This window comes from Rhodococcus sp. KRD197 (assembly GCF_017168235.1).
Classification (GTDB): Bacteria; Actinomycetota; Actinomycetes; order Mycobacteriales; family Mycobacteriaceae; genus Rhodococcoides.
Window position 1 is genome coordinate 115994 of record NZ_JABFAO010000010.1, and the last position, 16212, is coordinate 132205.

The following is a 16212-nucleotide window of genomic DNA, read 5'->3' on the forward strand; positions in this document are numbered from 1 at the left end:
GGATGGGTTGTTGGTGGGGGTCGGTTTCGGCGGATCGCCCCGGGGGGGTGGGGTACGACCAGTGCTCGGGCACAACGAGGTGCCGTCCGCCAATCTACATTCTTCTGGTGAAAATGCCAGCGGCGGGGAGATGTCTTTCCCGTCACGCGAGGCGGCGTTTTCCCTACTCAGCGGTCAGTTGCAGGCCTGGCCGAACATGAACGGGCTCTACTGCGCGTACGACGCCAGGAAGTTGCCGAATCGCTCGATTGCCTCCGACAGGTCACGGGCCCAGGGCAGCGTCACGATGCGAATGTGATCGTGCCCAGGCCAGTTGAATCCGGTGCCTTGGACGACGAGGATCTTCTCCTGCAGCAGCAGATCCTGGACGAGCTTCTCGTCGTCGTAGATCTCGTGCACCTCCGGATCGAGGCGCGGGAAGGCATAGAGCGCACCACGTGGTTTGACGCACGAGACGCCCGGGATCGCGTTGAGCTTCTCCCATGCGACATCCCGTTGTTCGAGTAGGCGGCCACCGGGCAGGATCAGATCCTCGATGCTCTGATGTCCACCGAGCGCGACCTGAATGGCGTGCTGAGCGGGCACATTGGGGCACAGTCGGGTGGAGGCGAGCAGGTCGATCCCCTCGATGAAGCCGGCGGCATGCTCTTTCGGCCCGGTGATCGCGAGCCAACCGGAGCGGTAGCCCGCGACACGGTAGGCCTTGGACAGCCCGTTGTACGTCAGGCACAGCAGGTCTGGAGCGAGGCTCGCGAGCGAGATGTGTTCGGCGTCGTCGTAGAGAATCCGGTCGTAGATCTCGTCGGCCAACAACAGCAGCTGATGCTTGCGGGCCAGCTCGACGATGCCCTCGAGTACCTCCTTCGAGTAGACGGCGCCGGTCGGGTTGTTGGGGTTGATCACCAGCAGCGCGACGGTCTTCGGCGTGATCTTCGATTCGATGTCGGCGAGATCCGGGTTCCACCCGTTTTCCTCGTCGCACAGGTAGTGCACGGCCTTGCCCCCGGACAGCGTGGTCATCGCCGTCCACAGTGGGTAGTCCGGCGCCGGGATCAGAACCTCGTCGCCATCGTCGAGCAGCGCCTGCATGGTCATCGTGATGAGCTCGGAGACCCCGTTGCCGAGGTAGATGTCATCGACGTCCAGTTCGGGGAAACCGGGTTCCAGCTCGTACCGGGTGACGATCGCGCGGCGCGCGGAGAGAATGCCCTTGGACTCGGAGTAGCCCTGCGCGTACGGCAGCGCGGCGATCATGTCGCGGACGATGACGTCGGGGGCCTCGAAGCCGAACGGCGCGGGATTGCCGATGTTGAGCTTGAGAATGCGGTGGCCTTCCGCCTCCAGCCGCGCGGCATGGGCGTGCACCGGACCGCGGATCTCGTACAGCACGTTCTGGAGCTTCGTCGACTGCGAAAGAGTGCGGTGTCGAACGGGGTGGTGGATCGTCTGCGGATGGCTCACCCTCCCATGGTGCCAGGTGCGTCCCGGCCGACGCGAGCCATATTCGATCGAGGGCGCTGGCTGTCGGTGGTCGGTGACACAATCGTGGCTATGTGCGGACGTTATGCAAGCACCCAGACCGACTCCGACCTGCAGGCAGTGTTCGATATCGCGGAGACGGTAGGCGAGCAGCTGCCGCCTGCATACAACGTGGCACCGACTCAGACGGTCCGGGCGGTCCTCGAGCGGGCGCCCAAGGACGAGCCGGAGTCTGCTGCGGTTCGGCAACTGCGCTCGGTGCGGTGGGGGTTGATCCCGTCGTGGGCGAAAGACCCCAAGATCGGCAGCAGGATGATCAACGCCCGTTCGGAGACGATCACCGAGAAGCCGTCCTTCAAGAAGGCCGCCGCGCGTCGGCGCTGCATCGTCCCTGCCGACGGCTACTACGAGTGGGAGAAGCGCGACGGGCAGAAGGTCCCGTACTTCCTGCACTCGGAAGCGCCGGGTTCAGAGCCTGCCGGCGTTCTAGCGATGGCGGGGTTGTACGAGCTCTGGCGCGACCCGTCCAAGGCCGAGGACGATCCCGACCGCTGGGTGTGGTCGGTGACGGTGCTCACTTCACCTGCCGCCGACGCTCTGGGACATATCCACGATCGATCGCCCGTCGTAATCCCGGAGAATCTACGGTCGGACTGGCTCGATCCCACAGTCACCGACCTCGTGACCGTTGCCGAGATGCTCGCGGCCATCCCCGAACCGCGGCTCGTTCCGTACGAGGTGAGCACTGCGGTCAACAGCGTGAGAAACAACGGACCCGAGCTGCTGGCGCCGGTGCGCTGACGACTCAGCTCACCTCAGACGGGTGGCGCAGACGGCCCGCATCGTGTGGAGGGTCGGCTCGTCGATGCCGGACGCGGCCGGACCATCGAGCAGCACGGCGAGCCGCTCGAAATACGATCGGGCCGAAAGTCCGAACTGAACGTAGATATCTTCCTCACTCCCGCCGCCGTACTTGTACCAGGACCGGCCGAAAGCGAGAATCGACTCCTCGAGGTTGCTGGGGGCGGTTTCTCGCATGTCTGCTCCTAAGGATCCGTCTCCTCCATAATCCGGGAGAGATTTGTCTGTGCGGTGAACTCCGCGTTACGCGAAGTCGCCGACGACGCACTCGCCTAGGGTTGAATTCATGACCCACTCCGCGCTGCCATTCGGATCATGGCCCTCGCCCATCTCCGCTGCCGACTTGGCGGCCAGCGGGCACCCCGTCGAAGGTGGCATATTCGTCGGCGACGAGATCTGGTGGTCGGAAATGCGGCCCACCGAAGGCGGACGCACCACCATCTGCCGATACCGCGGCGACGAGGTCGAGACGATGCTCCGCGCGCCGTTCAACGCCCGTAGCCGAGTGCACGAGTACGGCGGCGGGGCGTGGACGGCCACACCCGACGGACGGATGATCTTCGTCGAGTTCTCCGACCAGCGTGTCTACATCGCCCGGCCGGGTGAGGATCCCGTTCCCCTGACGCCCGAACCGGCGGTGACCGCCTCGGTCCGGTACGGCGAGCTGTCGATCGTGAGCTTCCCGCACGGCGCCGAAGTGCTTGCCGTGCGGGAGATCCACGACGGGACGGACATCGTTCGCGATATCTGTGCGATCGCCCTCGACGGCACCGGCGCGCGCTCGCTGGTGTCCGGATCGCACTTCCTGGCGTCCCCGCGGATGTCGCCGAACGGAACTCATTTGGCGTGGATTGCCTGGGATCACCCGCAGATGCCCTGGGATGGAACAGAACTGCGCATAGTAGACCTCGCGACCGGAGAATGGACCCGCGTTCTCGGCGGCCCCGACGAGTCGGTGCTGCAACCGGAATGGATCGACGAGGACTCGCTCTACGTCATCAGCGACCGCAGCGGGTGGTGGAACCTGTATCGAACTGATCTGAGCGGCAACGCCGAAGCGCTGCACACCAGTGAAGCCGACTTCGGCGCTCCGCTGTGGCACCTCGGTGCTCGCTGGTACTCGATCCTGGACGACGGAACCCTCTTGACGGTGCGTACATTCGGCGTAGACACCCTGGCGATTCTGAACCCAGCTACAGGTTCGCTCGAAGATATCGATCTGGACGGCCTCACCTCCGTCTCGCTGAGCGGTCGTGCGGGAACGTCGGTCCTGATCAAAGCCGCTGGCGCGCAGAGGCCCGCGGGGCTGAGATTGCTCGACCTGGAGACCCCCGCGGTCGCCGACATTCGCTCCGGGCTCGAGAGCGTCCCTGACGCCGACTACCTCCCCCTCGGTGAGCCGATAACCTTCAAAGGCCCCGAGCGCGAGGTGCATACCGTCGTGTACGCCCCGCGCAATCCCGAGTACTGCGGCCTCGACGGTGAACTCCCGCCGTACGTTGCGTTCGTGCACGGCGGTCCCACAGCGCACGTCGCCCCGGCCCTGAACCCGGTGTTCGCGTACTTCACCAGCCGAGGCATCGGCGTCGTCGACGTCAACTACGGTGGGTCGAGCGGATACGGCCGCGAATACCGCAACCGGTTGCAGGGGCAGTGGGGTGTGGTCGACGTCGAGGATACCGTCGCTGCCGTCCGCGGGCTGGCCGAGGCCGGGCTCGCCGACCCAGCTCGCCTGGCCATCGAGGGCGGCTCCGCAGGCGGCTGGACCGTCCTGGCAGCCCTGACATCGTCCGACGTATTCGCCTGTGGTGCATCGTACTTCGGGGTTGCCGAGCTGGAGTTGTTCGTCGCCGAGACACATGATTTCGAATCCCGCTACATCGACGGACTGATCGGGCCGTTGCCGGAGGCGCTGGAACTGTACCGAACCCGCGCACCGCTCAACAACGTCGACGGACTGTCCTGCCCCGTGTTGCTGCTGCAAGGCCTGTCCGATCCGATCGTGCCGCCATCGCAGGCCGAGCGGTTCCGCGACGCCATGGTGCGCAAGGGTATTCCGCACGCCTACCTTGCGTACGAGGGTGAATCGCACGGCTTCCGCAAACTCGACACTCTGGTGAACGCCCGCGAATCCGAGCTCTCGTTCTACGGGCAGGTCATGGGCTTCACCCCGCCGGGGATCCCGACGCTGGAGCTGTGGCGACCCTAGGTCTCACGGGTGTGCGGGGTCGGGTGCGCACCCTTTTTGCAGGGTGCGCACCCCCGCTCGGACGTGAATCGAGCGTCCAGGTCGGCAAAAGTGTTGTCAGGTCTCGCGCGTGGTACCCGTCGGCGGCGGTGATGCCGCAGCTCGCGCCGCCGCCGCAACGAGTAGTGCACGAATCCGGTGTGGATGTTCCAGGTCCGCCCAGGTCAATCGCACTACTTGGCGTCCGGTCGCGCGGATCCGGTCCTCGCGCCGCTTCTCCTCCCACAGCACATCCGAGGCCGAATGCCCCTCCGGCACAAGCTTGCCGTACTTGATTCGTCCGTCGAACTCGACAACGGTGGATATGTCCTCGATGTCGAAGTCGAGTCGGGCGAATACACCTGCGGCATCGGACAACAGGACCTGCGGCCGCGGTGCGTATCCCAGTTCGTGCAGCACTACGCGACAGCGTGATTCGCCGACACTCTCCGAGCGTGCGTCCATGAACTCCGCAACGCGCCGCGCCCTACGGTTGTCGGGATGGTTCGCGCACGAATCGAGCACGGCGTCAATCTGATCTCGGGTGACACCGCGCGTGCGTGCTGCGCAGTCTGCGATGCACACCGCTTCCTCGAAAGGTAGCGAACGGGCAACGTCGGCAACAGTTCTCGCCAGTGAGGTCACCCGAACCCCGTCGACTTCGGTGACCTCGGACTCCGTGTACGTGGAGGTATGGACTTTCCGGGTGCTGCTGCTACGCCCTCCGCCGGACCGGTTGCGGGTGATGTGCACCTTCCGAAGGTCTGCGTTGTAGACATCGAGCCCGTGCAGCACCACCGCGGAGATGTGGCTCAACACGGAGTCGGGTGACTGTGATGTGCTCAGCACTGCTTCGGCGACGATCCGGTGCTTGTCCGTGGGGGACAGGGCATCGAATTCTGTACTGCTGACGAACTTCCCGGGGCACAATCGGCGCCAGGCGCGGGTGCGGCAATATCGTTGCAGCTCTGAATCGGAGACACCCCGGGCAAGTGCGTGCTGTCGAGAGACTATGCGGGTCACAGGCGAATCGTGCCCGGACCTGACTGTGGCAACAAGATACGCTACGCGAATTGTGGATAACCCCGTTGCCTGTGCACAACTCGGCGGTTGAGAGCCTGCACGGTGGGTCCGGTGGTGTAGGGGGTGTAGTCGCCGGAACCACGCACCCCCACTGACAACTACGCACCCCTGCTCTGAGGTGAGCAGGGGTGCGTAGTTGACGAAAAGGGTGCGAGCTTACTTCTTTCGGCCCGGCACCTTCGTGCCCGGCGCGAATCCGAGCCCACCTGCCTTCGGCTTCGGCGGCGTGGGTGCACCGGCTCCGTTGGCCTCATCCGAGTTCTCGTTGCCGGTGGCTTCGGACACTGCCGGAGCTGCGTCCGGTGCCTCGGCAGGCGCTGCGTCGACGGGTGCCGACGTCTCCGCGGGCTTTCCCGGTGCCTTGGCGCCCGGCTTCTTGAAGCCTGACTTGACCGCGAGACCCTTGGGCTTCACCGTCGGCTTCGTCTCGGTCGCAGCGGTTGGTGCCTCAGCTGCCGGTGCCTCAGACGCCGTTGTCTCGGCAGCAGGAGCTTCGGCGGCAGGCGTCTGTGTTGCAGGCGCGGACGGCTTGCCGGGAGCCTTCGCGCCCGGCTTCTTGAAGCCCGATTTGACGGCCAGGCCCTTGGGCTTGACTGTCGGCGTCGATTCCGTCGCGGTGACGTCTGCAGACGAGTCCGCGGTAGCGTCTGCAGGGGCCGCAGCTGGTGCCTCGGCTGGTGCTGCAGAACCGGCCGCCTTCGCTCCGGGTGCCTTGCCCTTGAGCTGTAGCCCCTTGCCGCCGGGTGCCTTTGCGCCACCGGCCAGTCCGAGACCCTTGGGCTTGGCTGCCGGCGCACCGGCAGGCTCGGATTCTGCAGCCTTCTCGGGTGCTGCGGCAGCGGGTGCTTTGGCGCCGGGAGGCTTGGCCAGGCCCTTCATCTTCAGACCGCCGGCCTTGGGTGCGGGCGCTGCGGGTGCAGACTTCGCTTCGGCCGGCTCCTCGACCGGTTCGATGCGCTCGGCCTCTTCGACCTCGGCTGTCTCCTCGGCGACGAGATTCTCCTGGGGACTGCGTTCCCGGGGAATGACCTTGATGTTCTCGGCCAGGGTCGACGCCTCGACGCGGTTGATCGACTCGAGCATCAGCTGCGCGACATCGACGACCTCGACGCCCTCGTGTGCGCCGCCTTCCTGACGTGCGGTGACACCGTCGGTGAGCATCACTCGGCAGAACGGGCAACCAGTGGCGATCTTCTTCGGGTTGGTCGCCAGTGCCTCGTCGACCCGGTCGATGTTGATGCGCTTGCCGATGTTCTCTTCCATCCACATGCGAGCACCACCGGCACCACAGCACATGGACCGCTCACCGTGGCGCGGCATCTCCTTGAGGTTGGAGCCCGACGCGGCCATGAGCTCACGCGGAGCGTCGTAGACCTTGTTGTGTCGGCCGAGGTAGCACGGATCGTGATAGGTCACGTCCTCGCTGACGGAGGACACGGGGATCAGCTTCTTCTGACGCACGAGGCGGTTGAGCAGCTGCGTGTGGTGGACAACCTCGTAGTCGCCGCCGACCTGCGGGTACTCGTTGCCGAGCGCGTTGAAGCAGTGCGCGCAGGTGACGACGATCTTGCGCTTGCTCTGTTCGACGCCCTCGAACACGGTGTTCAGCGTCTCGATGTTCTGCATCGCGAGCTGCTGGAACAGAAACTCGTTGCCCGCGCGGCGAGCGGAGTCGCCGGTGCAGGTCTCGTCGGCGCCGAGGACCATGAACTTCACACCCGCGGTGGCCAGTAGTTCGGCAACGGCCTTGGTGGTCTTCTTCGCACGGTCCTCGTAGGCACCGGCGCAACCGACCCAGAAGAGGTACTCGTAATCCTGGAACGAGTCGGCGTCCTTGCCGAATACCGGGATCTCGAATTCCATCTCGTTGATCCAGTTGAGACGGTCCTTGGAGTTCTGGCCCCAAGGGTTGCCCTTGTTCTCGAGGTTCTTGAACAACCCGGCGAGCTCGGACGGGAACTCCGATTCGATCAGCACCTGGTAGCGGCGCATGTCGATGATGTGGTCGACGTGCTCGATGTCCACCGGGCACTGCTCGACGCAGGCGCCACACGTGGTGCAGCTCCACAGAACCTCGGGGTCGATGATGCCGCCCTCGATGGCGTCGGCGACGAGCTTGCGATCGGCCTCGTCGCGCGCTGCCTGCGGAATGAGGTCCAACTTGGCTTGGTCGACATTGCCTTCCGCGTCGACAAGGCCCACCTCGTCGCCCGCCATGTCTTTCTTGCCGCCTGCGAGCAGGTAGGGAGCTTTGGCGTGGCTGTGATCGCGCAGCGAGGTGATGAGCAGTTTCGGCGAGAGGGGCTTGCCGGTGTTCCAGGCGGGGCACTGCGACTGGCAGCGGCCACACTCGGTGCACGTGGTGAAGTCCAGCCAGCCCTTCCAGCTGAAGTCCTCGATCTTGCCTGCACCGAACGCATCGACGTCGGGATCGGCTTCCTCCATTTCGAGGACCTTGCCGCCGGACATCATGGGCTTTGCAGCGCCGAGTGCGACGGTGCCGTCGTCCATGCGCTTGAAGTAGATGTTGGGGAACGCGGTGAAGCGGTGCCACGCGACGCCCCAGTTGATGCGGGTGCCGACGATGTACAGCCAGATCATGCCGGACATCAGCTTGATGAACGCGAACACGGCAACCATGTTGGAGTTGGCGGGAAGTAGCGTCGCCAGGTTCATGGTGAAGAAGTCGGTCCACGGGTTCGCGTGGCCGTAGGTCGCGATCTTGCCCGCCTTGACGAAGATCATGCCCAAGCCCTCGATGAGGACGACAGCCTCGACGAAATAGGCGGCGTTGAAGTTCGAGCCTGCGAAGCGTGACTGACGCTCGGGCTTACGCGGGTGATTGAGCTGGCGAATGACGATGAGCACGGTGATGCCGATCACGGTGCCGAGTCCGAGGAGTTCGTCGATGAGGTGATACGCCGCGGTGTCACCGATGAGAGGCCAGTGGAACTCGGGGTTGAAGGTCTGGCCGTAGGCCTCGAACCAGACGATCGCACCGAGCATGAAGCCGATCATGACCAGCCAGTGGGCCCAGCCGACGGTGCGGAACTTGACCATCTTGGTGTGCGCGGCGAACTCGACGATCATCTGCTTGAAGCGCGGAATGATCGGGTGCCAGCGCTCCGGTGCAGGCTGGCCGAGGCGGACCATGTTGAACATCCGCAGCCCGCCGCGAATGAAGACGTACCAGCACACCAGGGAAAGCAGCGCACCGACCGTGCCCAACGTAATCGTCAGGGCGTTCATGTAAGCGGCCTTTCGTTCAGCGGTAGCGGGGACTACCTCGGTTCAGCCCGATCAGCCCAAGACTAGCGATGCTACCCGCTGGTAACAAGTTGCATGTTACTGATGGGTAACTTAGCGACGATTCGCAGCGACATGCTGGTCGATCATCGGACGAACTGCCGTCGCGGTGGGCTGAACCGGTCAGTAGGTTGCGTCGTGTCGGTCACGTTATGCCCTGGTGCTCGAAGCGCTGTCGAGAAGGCAGGCCTAAGTCCCTTCCGGGTCTCGTGTGCGTGGGCTGAATTCGACAGGCTTGAAGCGCCCAAAACGGGCATTGTGACTGGTATCGAGCGCCAAATTCGGCCACGAAGTGACGCGCGTGAATGGTGTGACTGGAAAAGGGTGCCAAGACGATAACGGTTGGTCGGACATGTGGGTTATGCTGCTGCGGCACCGACAAATTCGCGGATTCGGTCTGGGTGTTTCTGCGTCTGACGGGCTCTTTATTGCTACCTGCCAGGCAAGACTGCATAGAAACGGAAATTCGGTACATGAAACTCAGCAAACTGGTCGCTACGGCTGCCTTCTTGGCGGCGGCAATGGGTCTGGCCAGCGGCACGGCCTATGCAGATCCGGCCCCAGCGGCTCCCTCCACCTCCGAGGAAATCGGCTTCGAGTCCAACCTCGAGGATCGCACCATCGTCACGACCATCGACGCGGGTGTCTTCAAGGTCGCCGACGACGGCAAGACGGTCGACGTCCTCGATTCGGCCGACAATGTTGTGGTGACGCTTCCGCTGTCCTTCAATCTGGGCGGCCTGAACTTCCCGTACGAGCAGAACGTCGACGACGACGGCAAGACGCTCCGTCTCGTGCCGGTGCTCGACTTCACCAAGGCTTCCGCTGACTCTCGCAGCGTCGGCGCGACACCGGTCGCATCGCCTGACGAGAACCTCAAGGCTCAGCAGACCTTCTCCTCGCAGCTCGGTATCGCGACGGCGATCGGTGGATTGACCGGAACCATCATCGGAGCTGCCCTCGGGCTCATCGGAATCGTGGGCGGCCCCACTGTCATTGCATCCGTAATCACTGGCGCCGGGATCGGCGGGGTCGTAGGCACAATCATCGCCGGTGGACCCACATTGGTGATCGCGGGCATCGACCTGATCGGCACCCTCACCGCTCCTCCCGGAACCACCAAGTTCGCGAGCTGAGCGAACTTAAAGAACCGAACATACGAAGCACCAACAAAGCCCGTCACGCTTTCGAGCGTGACGGGCTTTGTTGTCTGCTAAGTAGCTCGAGCGGCCAGGGCGACTGGTTCGCTCAGCTGGACGCGGGGCGGTCCTGCTCCTGCGGTGTCGGCATGAAGTCGATCGCCGCCTGCCACAGATCGACCACGTTCTGAGCCATGTCCAACCAAACCATCGTGAACGCAGGCATTTCGATACTCCCCCTTGCAGCATGCGGACTCGGTGTTGAGCCTCAGCAAGGGAATATACCGTCCGTTGGATAATATCAACCAAAAACTGTCAAATGGTTGGTAAATACTACGATTAGCGTGCGATGGTCAGTCGATGCGCAACGTACGCACAGTCGCGCCGGTTTCGGCTGCCACCTGATCGATGGGGATGCCGAGACTTGCGGTGCCGCCGAACTGGGCGAGAGCGAGATTTGCCTCGGTGCAGTCGGGTGCTCCGCCGCTGTTGGACCCGCTGGTGATGCCCAGTGCGAGCGTTCCGGTCACGATTGCACCGCCGCTGTCACCGGACAGCGTGCACGCGGTGCTCGCGAAACCGCGGACGGTTCGGCTGGTGCCGTCGTCCATGAACAATTGCGTTTCGACCCGATCAGCGGCGACGACGCCACAGGTGAAGGACGAGGACTGACCCGACTTGCATACGGGCGCGCCCACGACGGGAGATGCAGTGCCGGTGATGGGCACCGTGCTGCCGTACGCGCCACGCACTGTCGGACGGTCCAATCCCGAGGAGACGCCCTGCTCGTTCAGTGCGATGACCGACCAGTCCAGGCCGCTCGGTGAACCCAGGCTCGATCGCTCGAACGTGCCGATCTGGGTGCTGTTGTTGACGTTCGCCGGATTCGGCAGGTAGACGGGGGCACCGCCGACGCCCGTAGCTGCGTTCGGATTGCAGTGCCCGGCGCTGAGATTGACCGGTCGACCCGATCTGTCCGTGGCGTTGAAGCCGAACGAGCAGACACTGATGGCACTGGTCGGTGCGTCCGCGATGTCCTCTGCGGTGGTGATGTAGGTGTCCCCGCCCATCGGCGATGGGTCGACGGGAACGGTGGCGCCCGGAGACAAAGTAACCTTCAGATTCGCCAGCAGCGTGGGCAGATTCAGCGCCCGGCCCACCGGGCTGTTGGCCACGTCCAGCACGATCCGATTCTCGAGAATATCGATGGATGCGCCGTTCACCTGACTGGCCACCTCACGCGGCAGTGACGCGATCCATGCGTTCAGGTCCGCGAGCGACTTCTCCAAACCGTCCGCCGACACCGGTGCCTGCGTGGTCTGGTAGCCGTCCTTGGCCACCGCGTGGGCGGCTTCCTGCGACGTGACCGCGACTACGGCATTGCCGTCGGGCCCGATCCAGGCGCCTGCGAAATCCGCTGGTCTGCTGGCGCGGAAGTCGGACGCATACGTAGACAACTCCTGAGCGCGCGCGGCGCGATCGAGATACTCCTGCGGCGAGATCTTCAGATCCCGCACCACGGCGTCGACGAGCTCGCGTGGGAGTTCCTCCGCAGTAGGTTGTTTCACAGTGGATGAGCTGTCCACCGTTGATTCAGGGTCTGCCGACGCGGGGGTCGAGAAGATACCGATGACCAACAACGCCGTCGAACAAATCACTGCGGCGCGCAGTGACCCCGTGTTACGCATGAAATCCCTTCATCGAGTCGACCATCAGGGGGGTCGACCATCAGCGCCCCACCTTAGAGCATGACCCTGTGAGGATGACGAATGCCAGTTCAGCGGCCTCAATTGCCTGAATCGGTGCCCCGAGAGTCGTTGCGGCGGGGAATCGTCGGGTAGGTGAACCGAGGGGCCGTGGGGTAGGTGAAGCGGGTGGTTCGGGCGCGGGCGGGGGAACCACGTCCGACGGCGGGGCCTCGGGTGCCGTCGGAAATGGAATCTCGACGGTATCGGCTGGGGCAGGCGCCGGAGCGTCGGTGGCCGCAGGTACCTGCGCATCGGTGATGACGGGCGGGTCGACGTCGGCGCCGTCGCTGAAGGTACCGAGCGCGGCCGCGACACCGACCGCGGACAGGGCCGCCGCAACGGCCACACCGATGACCACCAGCAATGGCCGGTGCCGTCGTCGAGCGTCGCCGGCGTCGTTCCCGGCGGGTATGAGGGCAGGCACGGGGAAGGTTGGGGCCTCGGAGAACGCGAGCGCCGCGGGCGCCTCGACGATGGGTATGGCGTCCGTATCTGCCGTCTCCGGGGTCGCTTGTGTAGATCGCTCGAGCACCGCCAGGGCACCGACGGCCAGCGCGGCAGCACCGGTGACCGGGGTTGGGTTGTCCGAAACCATCGAGTCGATCTCGCCGGTCGCCGCGTCCTCGGGTACGAGAAGCACCCCGTGCAAGCCGGTGTGTTCGAACGCGTCGCGCAGCAAGGCGATCTTGTCTTCACCCCAGCTCCGCGGATGGGTCATCGCCACTGCCGGAGCGACGCCGCCGTGCAGTGCCGTCACCATCGCGAGAAGGCAGTTGGCGGTGTGTGCCATCAAGTCCTCGGCGCGATGCCCGTCGACTCCTGCCGGCTGTCCGACGCGTGAGACGAACCCGGACACCGAGGCGGCGCCGGTCTCGGCATCGTCACCGAGTCGGACGGTTCCGTCCTCGGCGAACGCCAGTCGACACGGCGTCTCGAACACCGCGGGATCCACCGTGGCATCGCGGCGGTGGACGGCTACGGCAGTCTCGTCATCGACGGAGATGGCGAGGGACCCCATCAGCGGACAGTGTTCTCGTCGGTGACGGTCTGCTCGGAGTCGATTGCGTCGCGTTCGGCCTGGCCTTCCGGGCCGTCCGGAGCGTCGTCGCTCTCGTCGGTCGATCCGTCGCCGGTGTCCGTCGGGTCTTGGGGCACGGACTCCTCGACCGAGGGCGACTCGGGAGGCGTGGGCGTGTCCGATGCCCCGTCGGCAGGTCTCGTCGGCGGGAGCTGAACGGGCGCCTGTTCCACTGGCGCGGTCGAGAGTTCGCTGACGGGGAGTTCGGAAGCGGGGGCCTGGGTGGCCGGTGCCGAACTTCGGGGAAGATCAGGGGTTTCGGGGAGATCAGGGACAGCTGGGGGCTCGGCGATGGGCACCGCGGTCGGGAACGGCAGCACTGGCGCCGGAGGAGACTGCGTCGTGGTCGGGGCAGCGATCAGGGCACTGTCGATCTCCGGGATCGACGGTGACGACCGATCCTGCAACATCAGTGCGGTCACGCTGGCACCGAAGACGAGAACGGCGGCGAATGCGGCCGCGGCGAGAACAGGGGTACGCGCCCACACCGGAAGTGCAGGTCGAGGGATCACTATCTCCTCGGTGACCGCGTCGACGGGAAACTCCGAGGCAATCCTCGCCGCGCCGCGCGCCACTGTGATCGCAGCATCCGAGGCTGTCCGCACTGTGTCCCTGCCCGCTGCGAGTGCTTCCGCCTCGGGCACCAAGGCGACGTGGTCCAACCCGATACGGTTCATCGCGATGCGCACCGACGACACCTGTTCGGCGGTCCACACGGACGGGAAAGTCGCGGCGGCGGCCAGGGCGGACGGATCGGTCCCGAGCGAGCGCGCCACATCGGCGAGCAGGCAGCGAAACGCCATGGCGACGAGCGCACCGGGCCCGAATCCCGACTCGACCTCCTCGGCGACGAAATTCGTGAACACGGCTGCGTCGGGATCGGTCGTGTCACCGAGAGATGCCGAGCCGTCGGCGTGGACGTACAGAACCGTGCGATGCAGGGCCGCGACATGCAGGGACGGGTTGGCACCCGTGGGGTGCGAGACGGCGGCGATCGATCGCTCGTCGTCGACGTAGAGCCCGACATCGGGCAATCCATCCACGTACTGGTCGATCATTGTCTTCGCTACCCCGTCTGCGCGTGCCGTCCGAGGCGACCGGACCCGATCGCCTCTCGACATGCATGTCGCGCCGGGCGGCCCAGTAGTTACACACGCACCTGTTCGTCGCTTCCGGTGGAGCCGTACCCCATCGCTCGCAACATCGACAGCAGCTCCGACCGCGAGCCAGCGCCGAGACGCCGCCGAATGCGGGCGACGTGATGTTCGACGGTCTTGGCGGAGATATAGAGACGTGCGCCGGCTTCGCGATAGGTGACGCCGAGTACGAGTAGTTCGGCCACCTCGGCTTCGCGCGCGCTGAGCGAACCCTTCGGCTCCTCGGCGACTGCACTCGGCGCGGCCACCGGCTGGCGCAGCGACCGCGCAACTTGCAGCAAGGTCGTCGCCGCGCGAGTGTCGGCGACGCGCAGTGCTGCTTCGCTGGCCAGCCGTGCTCCGTCCCAGGACAGGGCGATGCGGGCCAGACCCTGAGCAGCGGACTCGACCTCCACAGCGTCGGGGTGACCTTGCAGCACGGCGAGCCACGCGCGTCCCGCTGTGGCCAGGGCAGCGCTGTACTGATTGGATTCCGCTGCCGCGGCCAGCGCTCGCGCATGCGGAACGAGTCCAGGGGGGTGCTCGGCCGCGATGGCAGCTTGCACGCCGTACCAGTGCAGCGCGGCTGTCCACGCCGACGGCTCGTGCAGATTCTCGGCGACCGCCTCGGCCTGCGTGATCAGGTGCGACATGCGTTCGAGTTGCCCGACGCGTACCGCGCCGAGCCACAACTCGCCGACGGGAAGGAAGGAGAGCAGGTCGACGGAGTACTGCGCGATGATGTCCTGCGCATCCTCCCAGGCGGTCAGCAGCGATCCGGTGTCACCGGAGCGTCGGGCGAGGCCGACCCGCATTGCGTGCAGGTAGAGCCGATTTCGGCTGTGCGAGAGAGGAATGTCGAGAACATCGAGACGTGCCTGTGCCTCGGCGAGGTTGCCTGCCAGCATCGAGGCCCAGGCCCGCAGCAGTGCAATGCGCGCCGCCTCGGGATGCCGCGGGGGCAGCGTCGCAGCGGCCCGCGCGGCAGTCGACTCCGCCCGCGCCACATCGCCGCAGTGCAGAGCGAAGAGAACTGCGATGTCGGCGGGACTGTTGGGAACAACTGTGCGGGCTGCACCGGAGAGCGTCAACGCCCGCATCACCGTGTTCGTGGCTGCCGCGGTCTCGGCCGTCGAGGTCGCATCGATCGTCTGGCGAACACCGTCGGCGAGCAACGTCGCCGCCGCGCTCGACGATGTGGGCGGTGCCGAGGTCAGGGGAGCAGCGCTGGGCGGTGCGGCCAGGGCGTCGGCGGTGCCCGGATCGCCCGCCGTCAACGCAACAGACACCGCGACGTCGAGATCGGGGCCGACTCGTTCGGCGCCGAGCCACGCGTAGAGCGCAAGGCTGCGCTGCGCCATCCCCCGCTCGGCCGCGACCGTCGCCGACACTCGTACTGCCGTGCGCAACCGATCGATGCCGACCACCTCGAACTGCTCGAGTACCGAGTCGCAGAGCCGTTCGGCTGTGTCCAGATCACCCAGTGCCACTGCCGCTTCGGCGCGTCGGGCCGCGAGCATCAGCGGATCGGCACCCGCGGCCACCGCGCAATCGAAGAGGGTCGACGCCGATTCCGGTACCGCCGCACCTGCGGCAGCGGTCAGATGATTCGCCAACTCGGCATGTCGAACACCTGCGTTCGACAGGGCAACAGCGGTGGCGTCGTCGAGAGTGTCGGTCTTGCAGCGGTATTCGAGAAGACGCGTCAGGCAGGCAGTGAGTCGACGCCGGCCCATGGCATCGGCCAGGGCTCGGTGAACGTCGGGAAGCGCGAATGCCGACCCGGTGAGAAGGCCGTCGTCGACGGCACGCTCGATCACCGACGAGATATCCGACGAGTCAACGGATTCGACGAGCTCGTTCAGCACTTCCACATCCGAGCCGACACCGAAATGCGCGAGCGCGACGACGGTCTGCTCCACCTCGTTCATTCCGCGCAGGACCTCGGCCCGATGGATGTGTACGGCGTCGGAGATGGCCTTGGTGACAGGCAGGTCGGCCTCGGTTCGCGCAGCGGCGTCGAGGGCGATCGCCACCGTCCGCGGGGTTCCACCCGTCACGGTGGCGATGGCGCCCGCGAGTGCCCCCGAAACCGGGCGTCCACGCTCGACGGCGAGGGATGAAATCTCGGCCTTGGTAAGCGCGACCTGCACGA

General features: G+C 65.4%; 11 protein-coding genes. 3 read left to right on the forward strand and 8 right to left on the reverse strand.

All coding sequences use genetic code 11. The features are described 5' to 3' along the window. Positions 1-207 precede the first annotated feature (207 nt). The gene (locus tag J1M86_RS15380; RefSeq protein WP_206510547.1) at positions 208-1461 is read right to left on the reverse strand and encodes a pyridoxal phosphate-dependent aminotransferase; all 1254 of its coding nucleotides are present in this window, start codon (positions 1459-1461) and stop codon (positions 208-210) included. Between the two features lie 90 nt (positions 1462-1551). Here J1M86_RS15380 and J1M86_RS15385 point away from each other — a divergent pair, with 90 nt between their 5' ends. Beyond that, positions 1552-2280 carry an SOS response-associated peptidase gene (locus J1M86_RS15385; protein ID WP_206510548.1) on the forward strand — a complete coding sequence of 243 codons (729 nt, stop codon included), beginning with the start codon at positions 1552-1554 and terminating at the stop codon, positions 2278-2280. Between the two features lie 9 nt (positions 2281-2289). Here J1M86_RS15385 and J1M86_RS15390 read toward each other — a convergent pair whose 3' ends face one another. Beyond that, positions 2290-2517 (reverse strand): DUF3263 domain-containing protein, encoded by a 228-nt coding sequence (locus J1M86_RS15390; protein ID WP_075840939.1) that lies wholly within the window; start codon positions 2515-2517, stop codon positions 2290-2292. Positions 2518-2626: 109 nt separating this feature from the next. Here J1M86_RS15390 and J1M86_RS15395 point away from each other — a divergent pair, with 109 nt between their 5' ends. Continuing rightward, positions 2627-4549 (forward strand): prolyl oligopeptidase family serine peptidase, encoded by a 1923-nt coding sequence (locus J1M86_RS15395; protein ID WP_206510549.1) that lies wholly within the window; start codon positions 2627-2629, stop codon positions 4547-4549. Between the two features lie 96 nt (positions 4550-4645). On the opposite strand, the gene J1M86_RS15400 is transcribed toward J1M86_RS15395, so the two are convergent. Together J1M86_RS15400 and J1M86_RS15405 are read right to left on the reverse strand one after the other, a co-directional pair. Further along, on the reverse strand, positions 4646-5590 hold the full coding sequence (locus tag J1M86_RS15400) for a hypothetical protein (RefSeq protein WP_206510550.1): 945 nt from the start codon (positions 5588-5590) through the stop codon (positions 4646-4648). Between the two features lie 216 nt (positions 5591-5806). Further along, complete coding sequence (locus J1M86_RS15405) at positions 5807-8899, reverse strand: (Fe-S)-binding protein (protein ID WP_206510551.1); 3093 nt, start codon at positions 8897-8899, stop codon at positions 5807-5809. Between the two features lie 530 nt (positions 8900-9429). Here J1M86_RS15405 and J1M86_RS15410 point away from each other — a divergent pair. After that, entirely contained in the window at positions 9430-10092 is a 663-nt protein-coding gene (locus tag J1M86_RS15410; protein WP_075840941.1) for a hypothetical protein, read from the forward strand. 356 nt (positions 10093-10448) lie between these two features. Here the strand turns inward: J1M86_RS15410 and J1M86_RS15415 are convergent, their stop codons facing one another. The 4 genes from J1M86_RS15415 to J1M86_RS15430 form a co-directional block, all read right to left on the reverse strand. Further along, on the reverse strand, positions 10449-11783 hold the full coding sequence (locus tag J1M86_RS15415) for a S1 family peptidase (protein WP_206510552.1): 1335 nt from the start codon (positions 11781-11783) through the stop codon (positions 10449-10451). 40 nt (positions 11784-11823) lie between these two features. Continuing rightward, positions 11824-12861, reverse strand: coding sequence for a hypothetical protein (locus tag J1M86_RS15420; protein WP_206510553.1), 1038 nt, complete (start codon positions 12859-12861; stop codon positions 11824-11826). After that, positions 12861-13979: a hypothetical protein gene (locus J1M86_RS15425; RefSeq protein WP_206510554.1), complete on the reverse strand. Its 1119-nt coding sequence runs from the start codon at positions 13977-13979 to the stop codon at positions 12861-12863. The genes J1M86_RS15420 and J1M86_RS15425 overlap by 1 nt, the downstream gene beginning before the upstream one ends. An 89-nt stretch (positions 13980-14068) precedes the next feature. Further along, positions 14069-16210, reverse strand: a complete 2142-nt coding sequence (locus tag J1M86_RS15430; protein ID WP_206510555.1) for a LuxR C-terminal-related transcriptional regulator — start codon at positions 16208-16210, stop codon at positions 14069-14071. Positions 16211-16212 lie beyond the last annotated feature (2 nt).

Bases quoted from the DNA above. Each gene is read 5' to 3' on its own strand.
- J1M86_RS15385 (WP_206510548.1), top strand. From the start codon at position 1,552: ATGTGCGGACGTTATGCAAGCACCCAGACCGACTCCGACCTGCAGGCA.
- J1M86_RS15390 (WP_075840939.1), bottom strand. From the start codon at position 2,517: ATGCGAGAAACCGCCCCCAGCAACCTCGAGGAGTCGATTCTCGCTTTC.
- J1M86_RS15395 (WP_206510549.1), top strand. From the start codon at position 2,627: ATGACCCACTCCGCGCTGCCATTCGGATCATGGCCCTCGCCCATCTCC.
- J1M86_RS15405 (WP_206510551.1), bottom strand. From the start codon at position 8,899: ATGAACGCCCTGACGATTACGTTGGGCACGGTCGGTGCGCTGCTTTCC.
- J1M86_RS15410 (WP_075840941.1), top strand. From the start codon at position 9,430: ATGAAACTCAGCAAACTGGTCGCTACGGCTGCCTTCTTGGCGGCGGCA.
- J1M86_RS15415 (WP_206510552.1), bottom strand. From the start codon at position 11,783: ATGCGTAACACGGGGTCACTGCGCGCCGCAGTGATTTGTTCGACGGCG.
- J1M86_RS15420 (WP_206510553.1), bottom strand. From the start codon at position 12,861: ATGGGGTCCCTCGCCATCTCCGTCGATGACGAGACTGCCGTAGCCGTC.
- J1M86_RS15425 (WP_206510554.1), bottom strand. From the start codon at position 13,979: ATGATCGACCAGTACGTGGATGGATTGCCCGATGTCGGGCTCTACGTC.